At 67.1% G+C, this 17,595-nt stretch carries 13 protein-coding genes; 3 read left to right on the top strand and 10 right to left on the bottom strand.

Annotation, left to right across the window (positions count from 1 at the left end):
• Positions 1 to 28 precede the first annotated feature (28 nt).
• On the top strand, positions 29 to 1,114 hold the full coding sequence (locus tag SGRAN_RS09865) for a PA0069 family radical SAM protein (protein WP_067187016.1): 1,086 nt from the start codon (positions 29 to 31) through the stop codon (positions 1,112 to 1,114).
• 150 nt (positions 1,115 to 1,264) lie between these two features.
• On the opposite strand, the gene SGRAN_RS09860 is transcribed toward SGRAN_RS09865, so the two are convergent.
• The 10 genes from SGRAN_RS09860 to tpiA form a co-directional block, all read right to left on the bottom strand.
• Positions 1,265 to 2,869, bottom strand: a complete 1,605-nt coding sequence (locus SGRAN_RS09860) for a long-chain fatty acid--CoA ligase (RefSeq protein ID WP_067187015.1) — start codon at positions 2,867 to 2,869, stop codon at positions 1,265 to 1,267.
• A 195-nt stretch (positions 2,870 to 3,064) separates the two neighbouring features.
• On the bottom strand, positions 3,065 to 6,553 hold the full coding sequence (gene dnaE / locus SGRAN_RS09855; RefSeq protein WP_067183121.1) for a DNA polymerase III subunit alpha: 3,489 nt from the start codon (positions 6,551 to 6,553) through the stop codon (positions 3,065 to 3,067).
• Positions 6,554 to 6,647: 94 nt separating this feature from the next.
• Complete coding sequence (locus SGRAN_RS09850) at positions 6,648 to 7,106, bottom strand: GNAT family N-acetyltransferase (protein WP_067183118.1); 459 nt, start codon at positions 7,104 to 7,106, stop codon at positions 6,648 to 6,650.
• Positions 7,103 to 7,582, bottom strand: a complete 480-nt coding sequence (locus tag SGRAN_RS09845; protein WP_067183116.1) for a glutathione peroxidase — start codon at positions 7,580 to 7,582, stop codon at positions 7,103 to 7,105. The genes SGRAN_RS09850 and SGRAN_RS09845 overlap by 4 nt, the downstream gene beginning before the upstream one ends.
• Before the next feature lie 153 nt (positions 7,583 to 7,735).
• Positions 7,736 to 8,413, bottom strand: a complete 678-nt coding sequence (locus tag SGRAN_RS09840; protein WP_067183113.1) for an ABC transporter ATP-binding protein — start codon at positions 8,411 to 8,413, stop codon at positions 7,736 to 7,738.
• The gene (locus tag SGRAN_RS09835) at positions 8,406 to 9,656 is read right to left on the bottom strand and encodes a lipoprotein-releasing ABC transporter permease subunit (protein ID WP_067106453.1); all 1,251 of its coding nucleotides are present in this window, start codon (positions 9,654 to 9,656) and stop codon (positions 8,406 to 8,408) included. Before SGRAN_RS09835 ends, SGRAN_RS09840 begins: the two co-directional genes overlap by 8 nt.
• A gap of 444 nt (positions 9,657 to 10,100) precedes the next feature.
• Positions 10,101 to 10,787, bottom strand: coding sequence for a Crp/Fnr family transcriptional regulator (locus SGRAN_RS09830; RefSeq protein ID WP_067183111.1), 687 nt, complete (start codon positions 10,785 to 10,787; stop codon positions 10,101 to 10,103).
• 39 nt (positions 10,788 to 10,826) lie between these two features.
• Positions 10,827 to 12,461 (bottom strand): CTP synthase, encoded by a 1,635-nt coding sequence (locus SGRAN_RS09825; RefSeq protein ID WP_067183107.1) that lies wholly within the window; start codon positions 12,459 to 12,461, stop codon positions 10,827 to 10,829.
• Positions 12,462 to 12,562: 101 nt separating this feature from the next.
• Positions 12,563 to 13,000 carry a preprotein translocase subunit SecG gene (gene secG, locus SGRAN_RS09820; protein WP_067187014.1) on the bottom strand — a complete coding sequence of 146 codons (438 nt, stop codon included), beginning with the start codon at positions 12,998 to 13,000 and terminating at the stop codon, positions 12,563 to 12,565.
• 119 nt (positions 13,001 to 13,119) lie between these two features.
• On the bottom strand, positions 13,120 to 13,872 hold the full coding sequence (gene tpiA, locus SGRAN_RS09815; protein WP_067183104.1) for a triose-phosphate isomerase: 753 nt from the start codon (positions 13,870 to 13,872) through the stop codon (positions 13,120 to 13,122).
• A gap of 201 nt (positions 13,873 to 14,073) precedes the next feature.
• Between tpiA and SGRAN_RS09810 the strand changes: the two genes are divergently transcribed.
• Entirely contained in the window at positions 14,074 to 16,017 is a 1,944-nt protein-coding gene (locus SGRAN_RS09810; protein WP_067183101.1) for a peptidylprolyl isomerase, read from the top strand.
• A 4-nt stretch (positions 16,018 to 16,021) separates the two neighbouring features.
• Positions 16,022 to 17,539: an anthranilate synthase component I gene (trpE, locus tag SGRAN_RS09805; RefSeq protein WP_067183099.1), complete on the top strand. Its 1,518-nt coding sequence runs from the start codon at positions 16,022 to 16,024 to the stop codon at positions 17,537 to 17,539.
• Positions 17,540 to 17,595: the final 56 nt, after the last annotated feature.

Genomic DNA, 17,595 nt, shown 5'->3' with positions numbered 1-17,595 from the left:
GTTCTTATCGGCGCTCTATCCTGCGCCGATGGTCGTCAAGCCCCTGCCCCCGATCGCCGGTCGCGGCGCACCGGCGAATCCGTGCCCCACACGCACCGGGTCGCCGGATCGCGAGGCCGACGGCGACTGGCTGGACGGGGCAGCGGAGATCGACGGCGACGCGCCGCCGCTGCGCACGACGGTGACGGTCGAACATCCAAAGACGATCATCGCGCGCAATAGCTCGCCCGACATCGGTTTCGACCGCTCGATCAATCCGTATCGCGGCTGCGAACATGGCTGCATCTATTGCTTCGCGCGGCCGACGCACGCCTTTCACGACCTGTCGCCAGGGCTCGACTTCGAAAGCCGCCTGTTCGCCAAGCCCGGCGCTGCGGCGCTGCTACGGCGCGAACTGGCGAAGCGCGGCTACAAGCCGGCGCCGCTGGCGATCGGGACCAACACCGACGGCTATCAACCGATCGAACGCGAATGGCGCATCACGCGACAGGTGATCGAGGTGCTGGCTGAGACCAGGCACCCGCTGCTGATCACCACCAAGTCCGACCGGCTGTTGCGCGATATCGACCTGCTCGCGCGGATGGCGCGCGACGATCTGGTCGGGGTCGCGGTGTCGGTGACGACGCTCGATCCCGCCCTCGCGCGCACGCTGGAACCGCGCGCGCCGCACCCGCGGCGCCGGCTGGCCGCGATCCGGGCGCTGATCGATGCCGGCGTGCCGACACAGGTCAATATCTCGCCGATCATCCCGGCGATCACCGACCCGGAGATCGAGGCGATCATGGCCGCGGCGGCCGAAGCGGGCGCGATCCGCGCCTCCTACATCCTGCTCCGCCTGCCGTTCGAGGTGGCGCCGCTGTTCCGCGCCTGGCTGGCCGCCCATTACCCCGACCGCGCCGACAAGGTCATGCATATCGTGCAGGACATCCGGGGCGGGCGCGACAATGATCCTGATTTCTTCAGCCGGATGAAGGGACGCGGCGTCTGGGCGCAGCTCATCCGCACCCGCGTCCGGCGCGCCGCCCGCGCGCACGGACTGGATGGGGGTTTCCCGCCGATCCGCTGCGATCTGTTCAGACCACCGGAAAGGGACGGTCAGATGGAGCTTTTCTAGATTCTAGTAACCTTGGATCGATGCGTTTCGTCATTGCGAGCGGAGCGAAGCAATCCAGGGCGGTTTGCGCCTGCTCTGGATTGCCGCGCGGCTTCGCCGCTCGCAATGACGAATCCTTTCCGATATCATCCTGTTCCAGTCTGGCCCGACCTACGCTTCCGCCAGCGACTTCAGCTTGTAATCCTTGTAATCGTCGCGGAGCTGGCGCTTCAACAGCTTGCCCGTCGCGGTGTGCGGCAGTTCGTCGACGAAGACGATCTCGTCGGGCAGCCACCATTTGGCGACCTTGTCCTGCAGATGGTCGATGATGCTCGCCTCGCTCACCTCCGCGCCGGGCTTCTTCACGATCAGCAGGATCGGCCGCTCGTCCCACTTGGGATGGAAGACGCCGACCGCCGCAGCTTCCTGCACGCCCGGCGCGCCCACCGCCGCGTTTTCGAGCTCGATCGAACTGATCCACTCGCCGCCCGACTTGATGACGTCCTTCGCACGGTCGGTGATCTGCATGACCCCGTCGGGGTGCAGCACCGACACGTCGCCGGTATCGAACCAGCCGTCCGCATCGGCGGCATCCTCTTCCGCCTTGAAATAGCGCTGGATGATCCACGGTCCACGACACTGCAATCGGCCGCTCGTCTTGCCGTCGCGCGGCAGGACATGACCTTCGTCGTCGACGATGCGCAGTTCGACGCCGAACGGCGGGCAGCCCTGACGGCAGATGACGTCGACCTGTTCGTCGAAACTCATGCTGTCCCAGTTCCACGGGCGCCGGCCCATCGTCCCGATCGGGCTGGTTTCGGTCATGCCCCAGGCATGCCCGACATAGACGCCCGCCTTCATGAAGCGTTCGATCATCGCACGCGGCGCCGCCGAGCCGCCGATCGTGACATGCTGAAGCGCCCCGTAACCGATGCCGGTCGCGTCCATGTGCGCGAACATCGCGAGCCACACGGTCGGAACACCCGCGCTGTGCGTGACTCCCTCGGCGTGCATCAGGTCGCACAGCACCTGCGCATCGTTGGTCGCCGAAAAGACCATTTTCGCCCCCACCGTCGCGGCGGCGAAGGGCACGCCCCAGCTATTTGCGTGGAACATCGGCACGATCGGCAGGATAACGCTGCGGTTCGACAGGTTGAAAGCGTCGGGCTGAATTTCGGTGATCGCGTGGATGACGTTCGAGCGGTGCTCATAGAGCACGCCCTTGGGATTGCCCGTCGTCCCGCTGGTGTAACAAAGCCCGACCGGATCGCGCTCGTCGAGGGCGACCCATTCGAAATCAGTGTCCTCGGCCTCCACCAGATCGCGATAGGACAGATAGCCGTCCCGCGCCGGCGCGTCGAACAGCACGAACTGCTCGACCGTCCGGAACTGCGGCCGCAGCCGCTCGACGATCGGCAGGAAGGCCGCGTCGAAGAACAGCACGCGATCCTCGGCGTGGTTGACGATATAGACGAGCTGCTCGTCGAAAAGCCGCGGATTGACCGTGTGGAGCACCCCGCCCATCCCCGCGGTGCCGTACCAGCTTACCAGATGATGACCATGGTTCATCGCCAGTGTCGCGATGCGGTCGCCTTTTTTCATGCCGAGCCGGGTCAGCGCGGCGGCAAAGCGGCGTGCGTCGCGTCCCACTTCTCCCCATGTCGATCGCGTCATGCTGCCATCGGCCCAGCGCGTAACGATCTCCCGCGTCGCATGTTCGCGCGCGGCGTGGTCGATCAGGCTCGTGACGAGTAACGGCTGGCCCTGCATTCCCATCTTCGGCATCCCTCCAGATTATTTGTCCCAGCGATAGGGCGTGACGCGCACTTGATGCAAGGCCTCACGCACCGACAGGGCGCGCGCTCGATGGGAATCAGCTACTGCAAAAGGCGCAATCGGGGCGTTAGTCGCAATTTTATTACAAAACCGTCAGCCTGCTGCTTGCTTTCGGCGTAGCGGCGCCATGCAGTCCTAGCGCACCCGGAACTCGCGCGGCGCGACGAGCGACAGCGCCGCATCGCTCACGCCCGCGATCATTTCGAGCCGCGAGACGACGTCGGGGCCCAGCGCGAACCCACGGCCGAGTTCGACGCGAACATCATGTTCGGTCAACGGATCGCGGGTATCGACGACGACCCGGCCGCGTGCATCGTCGCGGCGTTCGAGCAGCGCCGCCATCTCGGCCACCGCCTCGGCCAGTTCGACGCGACAGGTCAGCTGCAAGGCGGCTGTCGCCGCGATGTCGGTGAGCGACTGCGCCCCGCGCACCGTCACGCGCGGCGTTTCTTCGCCCTCCAGCAGGTCGAGTTCGACCGACAGCAGCGCGCAGCCTCCTTCCGCTGCGAGCGCTTCCAGCACCTTGCCCGCGCCCTCGTCGAAGCAACTCGACTGGAACTGGCCGCTGCGGTCGGAGAGTGTCAGGTTGAGGAAGCGGTTGCCGCGCTGCGACACGCGCGCGCGCGCGTTTTCGACCATCGCCGCCATCGTCATCGGGATTCGCGTGCCCGGCGTCATTTCGACATTGTCGCAGATGTCGCCATAGGTACGCACGCCGCGCGCGGCGAGGATCGCCTCATATTGCTCGACCGGATGGGCCGAGAAATAGAAGCCGAACGCCTCCTTCTCGCGCGTCATGCGTTCCCCGAGCGTCCATGGCTCGGCCGCGGGAAGCTGCAGCACGGGCGCAAGATCGACATCGCCGCCGAACAGTCCGCCCTGCCCCGTCGATCGCTCATGCGCCGAGCTGTTCGCGCAGCCGAGCAGCGCTTCGGCCCCGGCATAGGCGCGCGGGCGGTCGGGCTCGACGCAGTCGAACGCGCCCGCCCCCGCCAGCGCCTCGATCTGGCGCCGGTTGAGTTGCTTGGGATCGATACGCCCCGCGAAATCGTCGAGGCTGGCGAAATCGCCCCTGGCGCGGCGTTCGGCGACCAGCGCCTCCATCGCCTTTTCGCCGACGCCCTTGAGTGCGCCGAGCGCATAGCGCACCGCGAGCCCGTCCCCCGTGCGGCCCACCGAAAAATCCGCCTCGCTCTCGTTGATCGACGGCGGCGCGATCGCAATGTCGAGCCGGCGCATGTCGTCGATGAACACCGACAATTTGTCGGTCTGGTGGCTGTCGAACGACATCGAGGCGGCAAAGAATTCGTGCGGGTGATGCGCCTTCAGCCAGGCCGTCTGATAGGACAGCAACGCATAGGCCGCGGCGTGGCTCTTGTTGAAACCATAACCGGCGAACTTGTCGATCAAGTCGAACAGCTCATTCGCGGTCTTGGCATCGATGCCGTTATGCTCGCCGCAACCCTTGACGAAGGTTTCGCGCTGCGCGTCCATCTCGGCCTTGATCTTCTTGCCCATCGCGCGGCGCAACAGGTCAGCGCCGCCGAGGCTGTAGCCGGCCAATATCTGCGCCGCCTGCATCACCTGTTCCTGATAGACGAAGATGCCATAGGTTTCGGCGAGGATGCCCTCGAGCAGCGGGTGCGGATAGGCGATCGCCTCGCGCCCGTTCTTGCGCGCGCCGAACAGCGGAATATTGTCCATCGGTCCCGGCCGATAGAGCGCGACGAGCGCGATGATGTCACCGAAATTGGTCGGCTTCACCGCCGACAGCGTGCGCCGCATCCCTTCGGATTCGAGCTGGAACACCCCGACCGTGTCGCCGCGCTGGAGCAGTTCGTAGACGCCCGGATCGTCCCACGCGAGCTGATCGAGATCGACGTCGACCCCGCGCAGCGCGAGCAGCCGCCGCGCCTCCTTCAGCACCGACAGCGTCTTGAGGCCGAGGAAGTCGAACTTCACCAGCCCCGCGGTCTCGACATATTTCATGTCGAACTGCGTCACCGGCATGTCCGAGCGCGGGTCGCGATAGAGCGGGACGAGTTGGTCGAGCGGCCGGTCGCCGATCACCACGCCCGCGGCATGGGTCGAGCTGTGACGCGGCAGGCCCTCCAATTGACGCGCCATGTCGAACAGGCGGCGGACACCATCGTCCTGCTTATATTCGGTCATCAGCTCGGATACGCCGTTCAGCGCGCGTTCGAGCGTCCAGGGATCGGTCGGATGGTTGGGGACCAGCTTCGCCAGCCGGTCGACCTGGCCATAGCTCATCTGGAGGACGCGACCGGTGTCCTTGAGCACCGCGCGCGCCTTCAGCTTTCCGAAGGTGATAATCTGCGCGACGGTGTCGCGGCCGTATTTCTCCTGCACATAGCGGATCACCTCGCCACGCCGCGTTTCGCAGAAGTCGATGTCGAAGTCGGGCATCGACACGCGCTCGGGATTGAGAAAGCGTTCGAACAGCAGCCCGAGCTTGAGCGGGTCGAGGTCGGTGATGGTCAGCGACCAGGCGACGAGGCTGCCCGCCCCCGAACCGCGACCCGGCCCGACCGGGATATCGTGCGCCTTCGCCCATTTGATGAAGTCGGCGACGATCAGGAAGTAGCCGGGGAATCCCATCTGGGTGATGACGCCGACCTCGAAATCGAGCCGCGCGACATAGGCATTGCGTTCTTCCTCGCTGAGGTCGGGATAGAGCGCCAGTCGCGCCTCGAGCCCGGCATGCGCATCGCGCGCCAGTTGCGCTGCCTCGCCCTCGCGGTCGCCGGCGAGGCTGGGCAGGATCGGCTTGCGTTTCGGCGCCATGAAGGCGCAGCGCTGCGCGACGACGAGCGTGTTGCGGATCGCCTCGGGCAGATCGGAGAAGGCGTCTTCCATCGCTTCGGCAGGCTTCAGCCACGCCTCGGGGCTCGACACCCGGCGGTCTTCGCTTTCAACATAGGCCGATTGCGCGATGCACAGCATCGCGTCGTGTGCCGCGTGGAATTGCGGCTCGACGAAATTGGCGGGGTTGGTCGCGACGAGCGGCAGCGCGCGCGCATAGGCCATGTCGATCAGCGCATTCTCGGCCGCGATCTCGGCTGCCTCCCCGCGGCGCGACAGCTCGATATAGAGCCGCCCGCCGAACAACGCTTCGAGCTGTTCGACATAGGCGTCCGCCGCGCTCGCCTGTTCATCGGCGAGCAGGCGTGCGAGCGCGCCTTCGCCGCCGCCGGTCAGGCAGATCAGCCCGTCGGTCTTTCCCGCGAGCGCCGACAGCGCAACGTGCGGATCCTGCTCGATCGGCCGGTCGAGATGCGCCGCCGAAACGAGCGCGCAGAGATTGTCGTAGCCGATATCGTCCTGCGCATAGAGCGCGAGCCAGTCGATCAGCGGCGCACCGTTGGGCAGGCGCTGCCCCGGCCGCGCTACCGACAGGAAGGTGCCGACGATCGGTTGCACCCCCGCCGCCTTGCACGCGTCGCCGAACGCCATGACCCCGTAAAGCCCGTTGCGGTCGGCGATCGCGATCGCCGGGAACCCGCGCTCGCGCGCGGCCTTCGCAATGGCTTTCGGGTCGATCGCCCCCTCCAGCATGGTAAAACTGGAAAAGACGCGCAGAGGGACGAAGGGGCTGTAGGCCATGCGAGCGACGCTAATGCGCCCGAGGCGATTCGACCATGGCCGGTTTCACAAAATCGTCGAATGGATCATCACCGACCGAAGAAGCGCGGCCCCGCTACGGCAGCGGGCGCACCATGTGGACCGCGACGATCTGACCATGCCGTGTTTCCTTCTCGAATCGGTAGCCCAGCCGCTCGTAAAGGGCGATATTCTCCGCCATCAGCTTGTTGGTGTAGAGCCGCGTGGCGCACAGGCCTGCCTCGGCCGCCAGGGTTTCCGCATGGCGCATCAGGCGGGTACCGAGGCCGTGACCCTGATGGCCCGGCTCGATCGCCACATTGACGATCAGCAATTCGTCCGCCTGCGGCACCGTTTCGACAAGCCCCGCGAGCGTGCCGTCGCGATAGAGGCAGTCGAAGCGATGGTCGCGCATCGCGGCGTCATAATCGGCGGTCATGGGACGCGGCTTGACGGGCGTGACGCCGATCCATTTCGCATAGGCCCGCAACGTCAGGCCGCGAATTTCCTCGACCTGGTCGGGCCGGGCCCGACGAATCACCGTGCCGCCGGTCACGCTCCCAGCAACGCCTCGATTTCCTCGCGCAGCAATTCCGGCCGCGTGGTCGGGGCATGGCGCGACACCACATTGCCCTCGCGATCCACCAGGAACTTGGTGAAATTCCACTTGATCCCGCTACCGAGCAGGCCGGTCTTCTCGTCCTTCAGATGCTTGAAGATCGGGTCGGCGCCCGACCCGTTGACGTCGATCTTCGCCATCACCGGAAAGCTCACGTCGTAGGTGAGCGAACAGAAATTGGCGATTTCGTCGGCGTCGCCCGGCTCCTGCGCGCCGAACTGGTTGCAGGGAAAGGCCAGCACCTCGAACCCGCGATCCTTGTAATCGCGGTAAAGCGCCTCCAACTCCTTATATTGCGGGGTAAAGCCGCATTTCGACGCGGTGTTGACGATCAGCAGCACCTTGCCGCGATAATCGGCCATCGACTGCGTCCCGCCGCCCGGCAGCGGCGCCGAAAGGTCGTAGAGCGTCATTCGCCTTCTCCCTCTTAAGCCCCTCCCCTTCAGGGGAAGGGTTGGAGTGGGGGCCGGCGGCCTTACGCTAGGTCGCGGCCCACCCCGCTACGACTAGGCAGCAAGCTGCCAAGTCTCGCTACCCCTCCCGCAAGCGGGAGGGGAGGTGTCTGCCTACGCCTCGATATGCCCTTCGTGCAAGCGCAGCACGCGGTCCATCTTCGCCGCCAGCCGCTCGTTGTGCGTCGCGACCAGCGCTGCGGAGCCATGGTCGCGCACCAGCCCCACAAACTGCTCGAACACCCGGTCGGCGGTCGCCTCGTCCAGATTGCCCGTCGGCTCGTCGGCAAGCACCAGCAGCGGCCGGTTCGCCAGCGCGCGCGCCACGGCGACGCGCTGCTGCTCGCCGCCCGACAGCTTGCTCGGCTTGTGATGCAGTCGCTCGGCGAGCCCGAGCCGGCCGAGCAGGTCGGCGGCGCGCTCCTCCGCTCCGGCCTGGTCGGCGCCGCGGATCAGCTGCGGCAGCGCGACATTCTCGAGTGCAGTGAAATCGGGCAGCAGGTGGTGGAATTGATAGACGAAGCCGATCTTCTCGCGCCGCGTCTTCGTCCGCTGCCCCTGATCGAAGCGCGTGACGTCCTCGCCGTCGATGCGGATCGTCCCTTCGAAGCCGCCTTCGAGCAGGCCCACGGCCTGCAACATCGTCGACTTGCCCGATCCCGAAGGGCCGAGCAGCGCGACGATCTCGCCGCGGCGCAGGCTGGCGTCGACCCCGCGCAGCACGTCGATCGTCACCTCGCCTTGCGTGAAGCTGCGCCGCAGGCCGATCAGTTCCAGCGCCAGATCATTCATAGCGCAGCACCTGCACGGGGTCGGTGTTCGCTGCCTTGAACGCCGGATAGAGCGTCGCGAGGAAGCTGAACAGGATCGCCATCACCGCGATGCCGGCAATTTCGAACGGATCGGGCTTCGACGGCAGCTCGGCAAGGAAGCGGATCGACGGGTCCCACAGCGGCTGGCCGGTGACGAACTCGGCGCCGCGCAGGACGCCCTGGCGGAAATAGAGCAGGCTGAACCCCAGCGCCATGCCGAACAGGGTCCCGGCGATGCCGATCGACAGGCCGATCGCCATGAAGATGCGCAGCACCGCGTCGCGCGGCGCTCCCATCGTGCGCAATATCGCCATGTCGCGCGTCTTGGCGCGGACCAGCATGATCAGCGAGGAGACGATGTTGAACGCCGCGACCAGCACGATCAGCGACAGGATGACGAACATCGCGACGCGCTCGACCGACAGCGCCTCGAACAGCGCGCTGTTCATCGACCGCCAGTCGGAAATGACTGCCTTCGCCGCCACCTTCTCGGCGAGCGGCTGAAGGATCGGGCCGACCTTGTCGGGATCTGTCACCTTGACCTCGATCATCCCGACCTGGTCGCCGGTGAGGAGCAGCAACTGCGCATCCTCCATCGGCATCACGACATAGGCCTTGTCGAAATCATAGACGCCGATCTCGAAGATGGCGGAGACGCGATAGCCGATTTCGCGCGGGACGGTGCCGAAGGGTGTCGAGCGGCCGGCCGGGTTAATGATCGTGATGTTCGACCCCACGGTGGCGCCGAGATTCTTCGCCAGCTCGCTGCCGATCGCGACATTGCCCGCCCCCGGCGTCAGCGTATCCAGGCTGCCTTGCAGCACCTTGCCGCCCAGCGTCTCGTTGCGGCGGATGTCGGGGACGGTCATCCCGCGCACCAGCACGCCTTCGACGCGGCCGCCGAAGGTGGTGAGCAAGGGTTGCTCGATCAGCGGCGTCGCGGAAACGACGCCGGGGGTGGCCTTCGCCTGCTTGAGCACGCCCTGCCAGTCGTCGAGCCGCCCGCCGAATCCCTGCACCACCGCATGGCCGTTGAGCCCGACGATCTTGTCGAAAAGGTCGGCGCGCACGCCGTTCATCACGCTCATCACGATGACGAGCGCCGCGACGCCCAGCGTCACCGCGACGAAACTGAACGCCGCGGCGACGAAGATGAAGCCTTCGCCGCGTTGAGGGAGCATGTAGCGCTTGAAGATGGCACGCTCGTAAGGACGCAGGATCATCGGAAAACCGGCCTTCTGGAGCGCAGGGGAAGGTCATGCATGCCGCTGCTTTACGGGCGCCTCCGCCCGCTGGCAATGGGCGGCGACCGCCGTTCATTTGCGAATCATTCGCATAATCTGTTGCCCATCCGCCACAGCCGCGGGCAAAAGCGGCGATCCGGGCGTGGCAGAGGGTGACAAAGCGCCATCGTCGCCCTAGCCCCATGACTTCTGGTTCAACGCGGCCAAAGGCCCGGCTCCAGGGAGTGCAGATCCTTCGCCGGTCTGCGCACAAGGGGGATGGCGACGTTCGTCACTGGCGCCCGGGTCTCGATAGAGGCCCGGGCGTTGTGATTCGGGTCGCTGACAAGCGAAGCCCGGACACGAATGGAAGCAGGGGCAAGCGGGCACCTCCCCTCCCGCTTGCGGGAGGGGAGATAGGTTCCGCTACCCCGCACGCCGCTCCTACCCTTCGCTCTCGCTGATATCCTCCAGCATGTCGGGGTCGAGCACGCGCACGCGGCCCTGCTCAAGCGAAATGATCCCCGATTCCTCCCAGCTTCTCAGCTGGCGGTTGATATGTTCGCGGCTCATCCCTGCGAAATTGCCGAGTTCGGTCTGCGACAGCTCGAGGCGCTGCGCGGCGTCGCCCGCGTCCTTGCGGATCAGGCGCTTCAGGTAGCGCGCGAGCCGCGGTCCCGAGGCATAGGCGCGGTCGCTTTCGATCGTCTGGTCGGCAGTGCGCAGCCGCCGCGCCAGCTGGTGCATCAGCGACCAGGCGAAATCGGGGTGGCTGGTCACGAAATCACGCATCGCGTTGCGCCCGAGCTGGAGTGCGCTGCCTGCGCTCGTCGCCGTCACCGACGCGGTCCGTTCGCCGCCATCGAGCAGCGCGATCTCGCCCAGCACCGCGCCCGGTTCGGCATAGGCCAACACGATCTCGCGCCCGTTCGGGGTCAGCATCAATACGCGCGCGCTGCCCTCGGTCAGGATCAGCAGGCTGTCGCCCGCCTCGCCCTGCGCCAGCAATTCCTTGCCCCTGGCGAAGTGCATATGGACCGCGCGGCCGGCGATGTCGGCCCAATCCTGAAGCGTCAGGCCGGAAAAGATGGAGTCGGGGCCTTGGAGTTCGGCAAGTTTTGCGTGATCCATGCCCCTGTACTTCCTTCCTGTTGCCTCCACTCCGGCGCGTCAGACCAGTCGGCTCTGCTTCACCGCCGCTTCGATGAAGCCCTTGAACAGCGGATGCGGATCGAAGGGCTTCGACTTGAGCTCCGGGTGGAACTGCACCCCGATGAACCACGGATGGTCCGGCCGCTCGACGATCTCGGGCAGCATGCCATCGGGCGACAGCCCTGAAAAGACCAGCCCGCCCTTTTCGAGCGGCTCGCGATAAGCGCCGTTCACCTCGTAACGATGGCGGTGCCGTTCGCTGATCGTGTCGGCGCCATAGAGGCTCGCAACATGGCTGTTCGGCGACAGCTTCGCCTCATAGGCGCCGAGGCGCATCGTGCCGCCCATGTCGGTGTCGGCACCGCGCTTCTGAAGCCCCTCGGCGCTCATCCATTCGGTGATCAGCCCGACGACGGGTTCGTCGGTCGGGCCGAACTCGGTGCTCGACGCCTTGGCGATGCCGCTGGTGTTCCGCGCCCCCTCGATGCACGCCATCTGCATACCGAGACAGATGCCGAAGAAGGGCACGCCGCGTTCGCGCGCGAAACGCACGCTCGCGATCTTGCCTTCCGACCCACGCTCGCCGAAGCCGCCGGGAACGAGAATGCCGTGCATCGGCTCCAGCTTGGCGGCAAGATCGGCCTCACCGTCCTCGAACATCTCGGCGTCGAGCCAGCGGATATTGACCTTGACCCGGTTGGCGAGGCCGCCGTGGGTCAGCGCCTCGTTGAGCGACTTGTAGGCGTCGGGCAGCGAGACATATTTGCCGACGACGCCGATCGTCACCTCGCCCTCGGGGTTCCGCTTGCGATCCATGATGTCGTACCAGCGGGTCAGGTCGGGGTCGGGCGCATCGGCGATGCCGAAGGCGCGCAGCACCTCGCTGTCGAGCCCCTCGCCATGATATTGCACCGGCACCGAATAGATGGAGTCGGCGTCGAGCGCCGGGATCACCGCTTCCTTCCGCACGTTGCAGAATTGCGCGATCTTGGCGCGCTCGCTGTCGGGCAGCGGCTTTTCGCAGCGGCACAGCAGGATGTCGGGCTGCACCCCCAGCGAGGCGAGTTCGCGCACGCTGTGCTGCGTCGGCTTGGTCTTCAGTTCGCCCGCCGCGGCGATATAGGGGACCAGCGTGACGTGGACCGAAACTGTATTCTCGCGCCCGACGTCGTTGCGAAGCTGGCGGATCGCTTCGATGAAGGGCAGCGATTCGATGTCGCCGACGGTGCCGCCGATCTCGCACAGCACGAAATCGAGGTCGTCGGTCTCGGCGCGGGCAAAGGCCTTGATCGCGTCGGTGACGTGCGGGATCACCTGCACCGTGGCGCCCAGATAGTCGCCGCGCCGTTCCTTGGCGATGATGTCCTGATAGATGCGGCCGGAGGTGACATTGTCGCTCTGCCGCGCCGCGACGCCGGTGAAGCGCTCGTAATGGCCGAGGTCAAGGTCGGTCTCCGCCCCGTCATCGGTCACATAGACCTCGCCGTGTTGATAGGGCGACATCGTGCCCGGATCGACGTTCAGATAGGGATCGAACTTGCGAATGCGGACGCGATAGCCCCGCGCCTGCAACAAAGCCGCGAGACTAGCCGCCATCAAACCTTTGCCAAGGGAGGAGACCACGCCGCCGGTGATGAAAATGAACCGCGCCATGGGAGGAAAGACTTACTCAACAGGAGGGGGACGGCGCAAGCCGCCGAATCGGTCGCCGCGGAAATATTTTCCGCGGCGCGGGTGGACAGGGCCGAAGCCGCTTATTTCTTGGCGGGCGGCGTCTGCGCCGGGGCGGCGTCCTGGCTTGCCGCGGCAGCGGCCGCCGCCAGCGGATCGTCACTCGCCGGCGCGGCCGGAGCCGCCTGGGCGGGGGCTTCGGGTGCCGGACCGGTCATCGACGGCGCCGCTGCGCCGCTCGACGGCTGCGCGGTCTTCGACAGCGAGGTATCGATCGTCGAGCCGTCGCGGCCGACCGAGGCCATCGCCGCGAGCAGGATCGACAGGCCTACGAACAACGTCGCGAGGATCGTCGTCACCCGGGTCAGGAAATCCGCCGCGCCGCGCGCCGAGAGCAGGCCCGCCGGGCTACCGCCGACGCCCAATCCGCCACCTTCCGACTTCTGCATCAGGATGACGCCGATCATCGCGGCCGCGATCACGGCCTGAACGACCAGCAGGAAGGTAAAGAGGCTCGACATCGACGATTCCCGAAAGCTCGCGCCGGCCCCAAACGGACCGCGCCCGCGGCGCACATAGAGATGAAGCCGCGCCGCTTCAAGCCATACGTCGCCGCCGCGGGCCGCAGCGGCGATCGCGATCACCCCAACTGCGCCGCCGCCGCGACGATCGGCAGGAACTTGGCGGCGGTCAGGCTAGCCCCGCCGACCAGCGCGCCGTCGACGTCGCCCGCGTCCAGCAGTTCGGCGGCGTTGTCGCCGTTCACCGACCCGCCATAGAGAAGACGCATCGCCTCCGCCGCCGCCGGACCGGACAGTTCGCCCAGCCTGGCGCGAATCGCGCCGTGCATCGCCGCGACATCGACGACGGTCGGCACCAGCCCGGTGCCGATCGCCCAGATCGGTTCATAGGCGATGGCAAGGCGCGCGGGATCGAAGGCGGCGGGCAGCGAGCCCGCGACCTGCGCCAGCACATAGGCGATGGCGCCCCCCGATTCGCGCACGTCGCGCGGTTCGCCGACGCACAGGATCACCGACAGGCCGGCGGCGAGCGCCGCTTCGGCCTTCGCCTTCACATCGGCATCGCTTTCGCCGAACCCCTCGCGCCGCTCGCTGTGCCCGACGATGACGAGCCGCGCACCGGCATCGGCCAGCATCGGCGCCGCGACCGACCCCGTATAGGCGCCCGCTGCGGCGGCATGGCAGTCCTGCCCGCCGACCGCCGCCCCCGGCGCCGCGTCCGCCATCGCGCCGATCAGGGTGAAGGGCGGACACAGCGCGACGTCGACCGCGGCATGCTCCGCCGCGCCGGCAAAGATCGCCCGCGCCTCGTCCAGCGCCGCCTTCAGCCCGTTCATCTTCCAGTTGCCGACCACATATTTGCGCCGCGCCATTGCCTCTTTCCCTTGTTGAGCCCGTTAATGCGCCTGCCCTAGCGGCGCGCGCCGGGGAAAGGAAGCCGTGCGCATGCGAAGGGCGTTGGCGGCGAAGCCGGCGGACGAAAAGGCCTTTCCCGCCTTGATGCCGCCCCGCCTCCCGCCTAAAGCAGCGCCAAGCCGCGCGACGCCGCGCTTCGCCGAAAGAATGCCCGCTTCATGATCACCGCCATCCGCAACCTCTTCAGCTCCGCCGTCGGCAAGTTTCTCGCGCTCGCCTTCGTCGTCGTCGTCGGTCTCGCCTTCGCGCTCAGCGACGTGACCGGCAGCGGCACCTTCGGCGGCATCGGCGGCGCCAACGTCGCGCAGGTCGGCAACACGGAAATCGGCGTCGGCGAGCTGCGCGACCGCGTCCGCCTCGCCTATAATCAGGCGCGGCAGGATCAGCCGGGGATGACGATGGCGTCCTTCGTCGAATCGGGCGGACTCGACCAGGTGCTGAACCAGCTGATCGAGGGCGCTGCCTTCGAACAGTTCGCGGTCAAGCTGGGGTTCGGCACCAGCAAGCGGCTGGTCGACGGACGCATCGCCGACCTGCCCGTCTTCGCGGGCGTGTCGGGCAAGTTCGACCAGACGCGTTTTCAGGCTTTCCTGCGCGAAAACGGCATCAGCGAGGCGCAGCTTCGCCGCGACCTGCGCCAGCAGCTCTTCGTCGAACAGCTCGCCGCGCCGATCGGCACCGTCGCCCGCCTCGCGCCGGGCATGGCGCAGCCCTATGCGGCGCTGTTGCTAGAGGCGCGCCGCGGCGACGCGACCTTCATCCCGTCGAGCGCCTTTGCGCCAAAGACCGATCCGGGCGACGACGCGCTGCGCAAATATCTGACGCAGAACAAGACCAGGTTCACGGTGCCCGAACGCCGTGTGCTGCAATATGCGCTGTTCGATCGCTCTTCCGCGCCGGTTCCGGAGGTCGCGGCCGACGAGGTCGCCGCCTATTACAAGGCGAATGCGGCGCGCTTCTCCGCGAGCGAGACCCGCCGCTTCGCGCAGGTGATCGCGCCCGACCAGGCAACGGCGAACGGCATCGCCACGAAGGTGCGCGGCGGCGCCACCATCCAGGCCGCGGCGCAGGCCGCCGGGCTTTCGGCTTCGACCACCGGCACACTCACCCGTTCGGCCTATACCGCCATGACGAGCGACGCGATGGCCAAGGCCGCCTTCGCTGCCAAGCGCGGCGACCTGCTCGGCCCGACGCAGACCGGCCTCGGCTGGGCCGTCACGCGTGTCGAGGACATCATCGCCCAGCCGACACGCACGCTGGCCGAAGCGACGCCGGAGATTCGCACCGAACTCGAAAAGAACAAGGCGAACGAGGCGATCGTCGATTATTACAACGCCATCCAGGACGCCGTGAACGGCGGCGCCGCGATCGAGGAGGTCGCCAGCGACCGCAAGCTCAAGCTCGTCGAGACCCCGCCGCTGCTGCCGAGCGGGCGTCCGGCCGGACCGTCCGATTTCACTCTGCCGCCCGAACTGGCGCCGATGGTCGCGCAGGCCTTTCAGGGGAACGAGGGCGAGGGCCAGATCGCGACGCTCGTCGAGAACGAAAAGTTCGCGGTGTTCGCCGTCAAGTCGGTCGTTGCCGCCGCACCGCCGCCCTTTGCGCAGATTCGCGGCGACCTGCTGACCGACTGGCGCTTTGCCGAGGGGCAGAAGGTCGCGCGCGACAAGGCACGCGCGATCGCCAAGGCGGTCGAGGGCGGCAAGAGCCTGGCCGAAGCGGTACGCGCCGCCGGCCCCAATATCGGCAGCGTCCAGACGATCGGCGGCCGCCGCGCCGAACTGGGCCGCGACGGCCAGGGCGTCCCGCCCGAACTCGCGCTGCTCTTTTCGATGGCGCAGGGCAGCGTGAAGACGCTCGAAATTCCCGGCAACCGCGGCTGGATGGTGATTTCGCTCGGCCATGTCGACCGTCCCGATCCCAAGCAGATCGACCCCGCGCGCGTCGCCGCCATCGCTCAGCCGCTCGGCCCCGCATTCGGCAGCGAACTGGTCGAGCAGCTTGCCGCCGAGGCCAAACGCCGCGTCCGGGTGAAGATCGACAAGGACCTGCTCGAACAGCTTCGTCAGGAGTTGAACGGCACGGCAGCCGCCGTCGAATAGCGCCATGACGCTCGAAGGCCGATCCGCAGCGCTCGAAGCGCTGGCGCAGGGACGCGGCGCGGTGGTCTGGCAGCGCCAGATCGCCGACGTCGAAACGCCGGTTTCGGCGGCGCTCAAGCTGATCGAGCCGGGCCGCGGCGACTGGGTTCTCGAATCGGTCGAAAGCGGCGAGACGCGCGGCCGCTACAGCCTGATCGGCCTCGATCCCGACCTGATGTTCGAGGTGACGGGCGACGCCGCGCGGATCAACCGCGAATGGCGCCATGACCGCACCGCCTTTCGCCCCGTCGCGGGTGGGGCGCTCCAGGCACTGCGCGACCTCGTCGCCGAATGCCGCTTCGCGGTGCCGGAGAGACTGCCCAAGGCGCTGGCGACGCTCGTCGGCTTCTTCGCCTATGAGACGATCGGCCTCGTCGAGCGGATTCCGCGCGCCGCCGGACCAGGGCTCGGCCTGCCCGACATGATCTTCGTGCGCCCGACGACGATCCTCGTCTTCGACCGGCTCGCCGACGAACTGTTCCTGATCGCGCCGATCTGGCCCGATGCGGACGGCGCCATCGACCGGATGATCGACGAGGCGCAGGAGCGGATCGAGACGATCGCCGCGCGCCTCGCCAGTGCCAGCGCGCACGGCGCGCGCGCCGAAACCCGCATCGACCCGGCCACGATCGTCGCCACCCCCGCGATCGCGCCAGACGATTATGCGCGCACGGTGCGCGCCGCAAAGGCGTATATCGGCGCCGGCGACATCTTTCAGGTCGTGCTGTCGCAAAGCTTTTCGGCGCCGTTCGACCTGCCGCCCTTCGACCTCTATCGCGCGCTGCGGCGGGTGAACCCTTCCCCCTTCCTCTATTTCCTCGACCTGCCGGGTTTCGCACTGATCGGCTCGTCGCCCGAGATTCTCGTCCGCGTGCGCGATGGCGAGATCACGATCCGGCCGATCGCCGGCACCCGCCCGCGCGGCCGCACCAGCGCCGAGGATGCCGAGAATCGCGAATCGCTGCTCGCCGATCCCAAGGAGCGCGCCGAGCATCTGATGCTGCTCGACCTCGGCCGCAACGACGTCGGCCGCGCCGCGACCGGGGGCAGCGTGACCGTCACCGACAGCTATACGGTCGAATATTACAGCCACGTCATGCACATCGTGTCGAACGTCATCGGCCGCCTCGCGCCCGGCAAGGACGCGATCGACGCGCTGTTCGCGGGCTTTCCGGCGGGCACCGTCAGCGGCGCGCCCAAGGTCCGCGCCTGCCAGATCATCGCCGAACTCGAAACCCAGGCGCGCGGGCCCTATGCGGGCGGCGTCGGCTATTTCGCGCCCGACGGCAATATGGACAGTTGCATCGTGCTGCGCACCGCGATCGTCAAGGACGGCGTCATGCATGCGCAGGCGGGCGCGGGCATCGTCGCCGACAGCGACCCCGCCTACGAACAGCGCGAGTGCGAGGCCAAGGCGGGCGCGCTGTTCGCCGCGGCGCGCGAGGCGGTGCGGATCGCGGGAACGCCGGGTTACGGGCAATGATCGCCCCCTCTCGAAGAGGGCTTAAATCCGGCACGCAAACGCGCTAGCGTCGCCGC

The sequence above is a fragment of the Sphingopyxis granuli genome, from assembly GCF_001559015.1.
GTDB lineage: Bacteria > Pseudomonadota > Alphaproteobacteria > Sphingomonadales > Sphingomonadaceae > Sphingopyxis > Sphingopyxis granuli.
The sequence above is the reverse complement of the archived record's forward strand: the minus strand, read 5'-3'. Positions and strand labels throughout refer to the sequence as shown.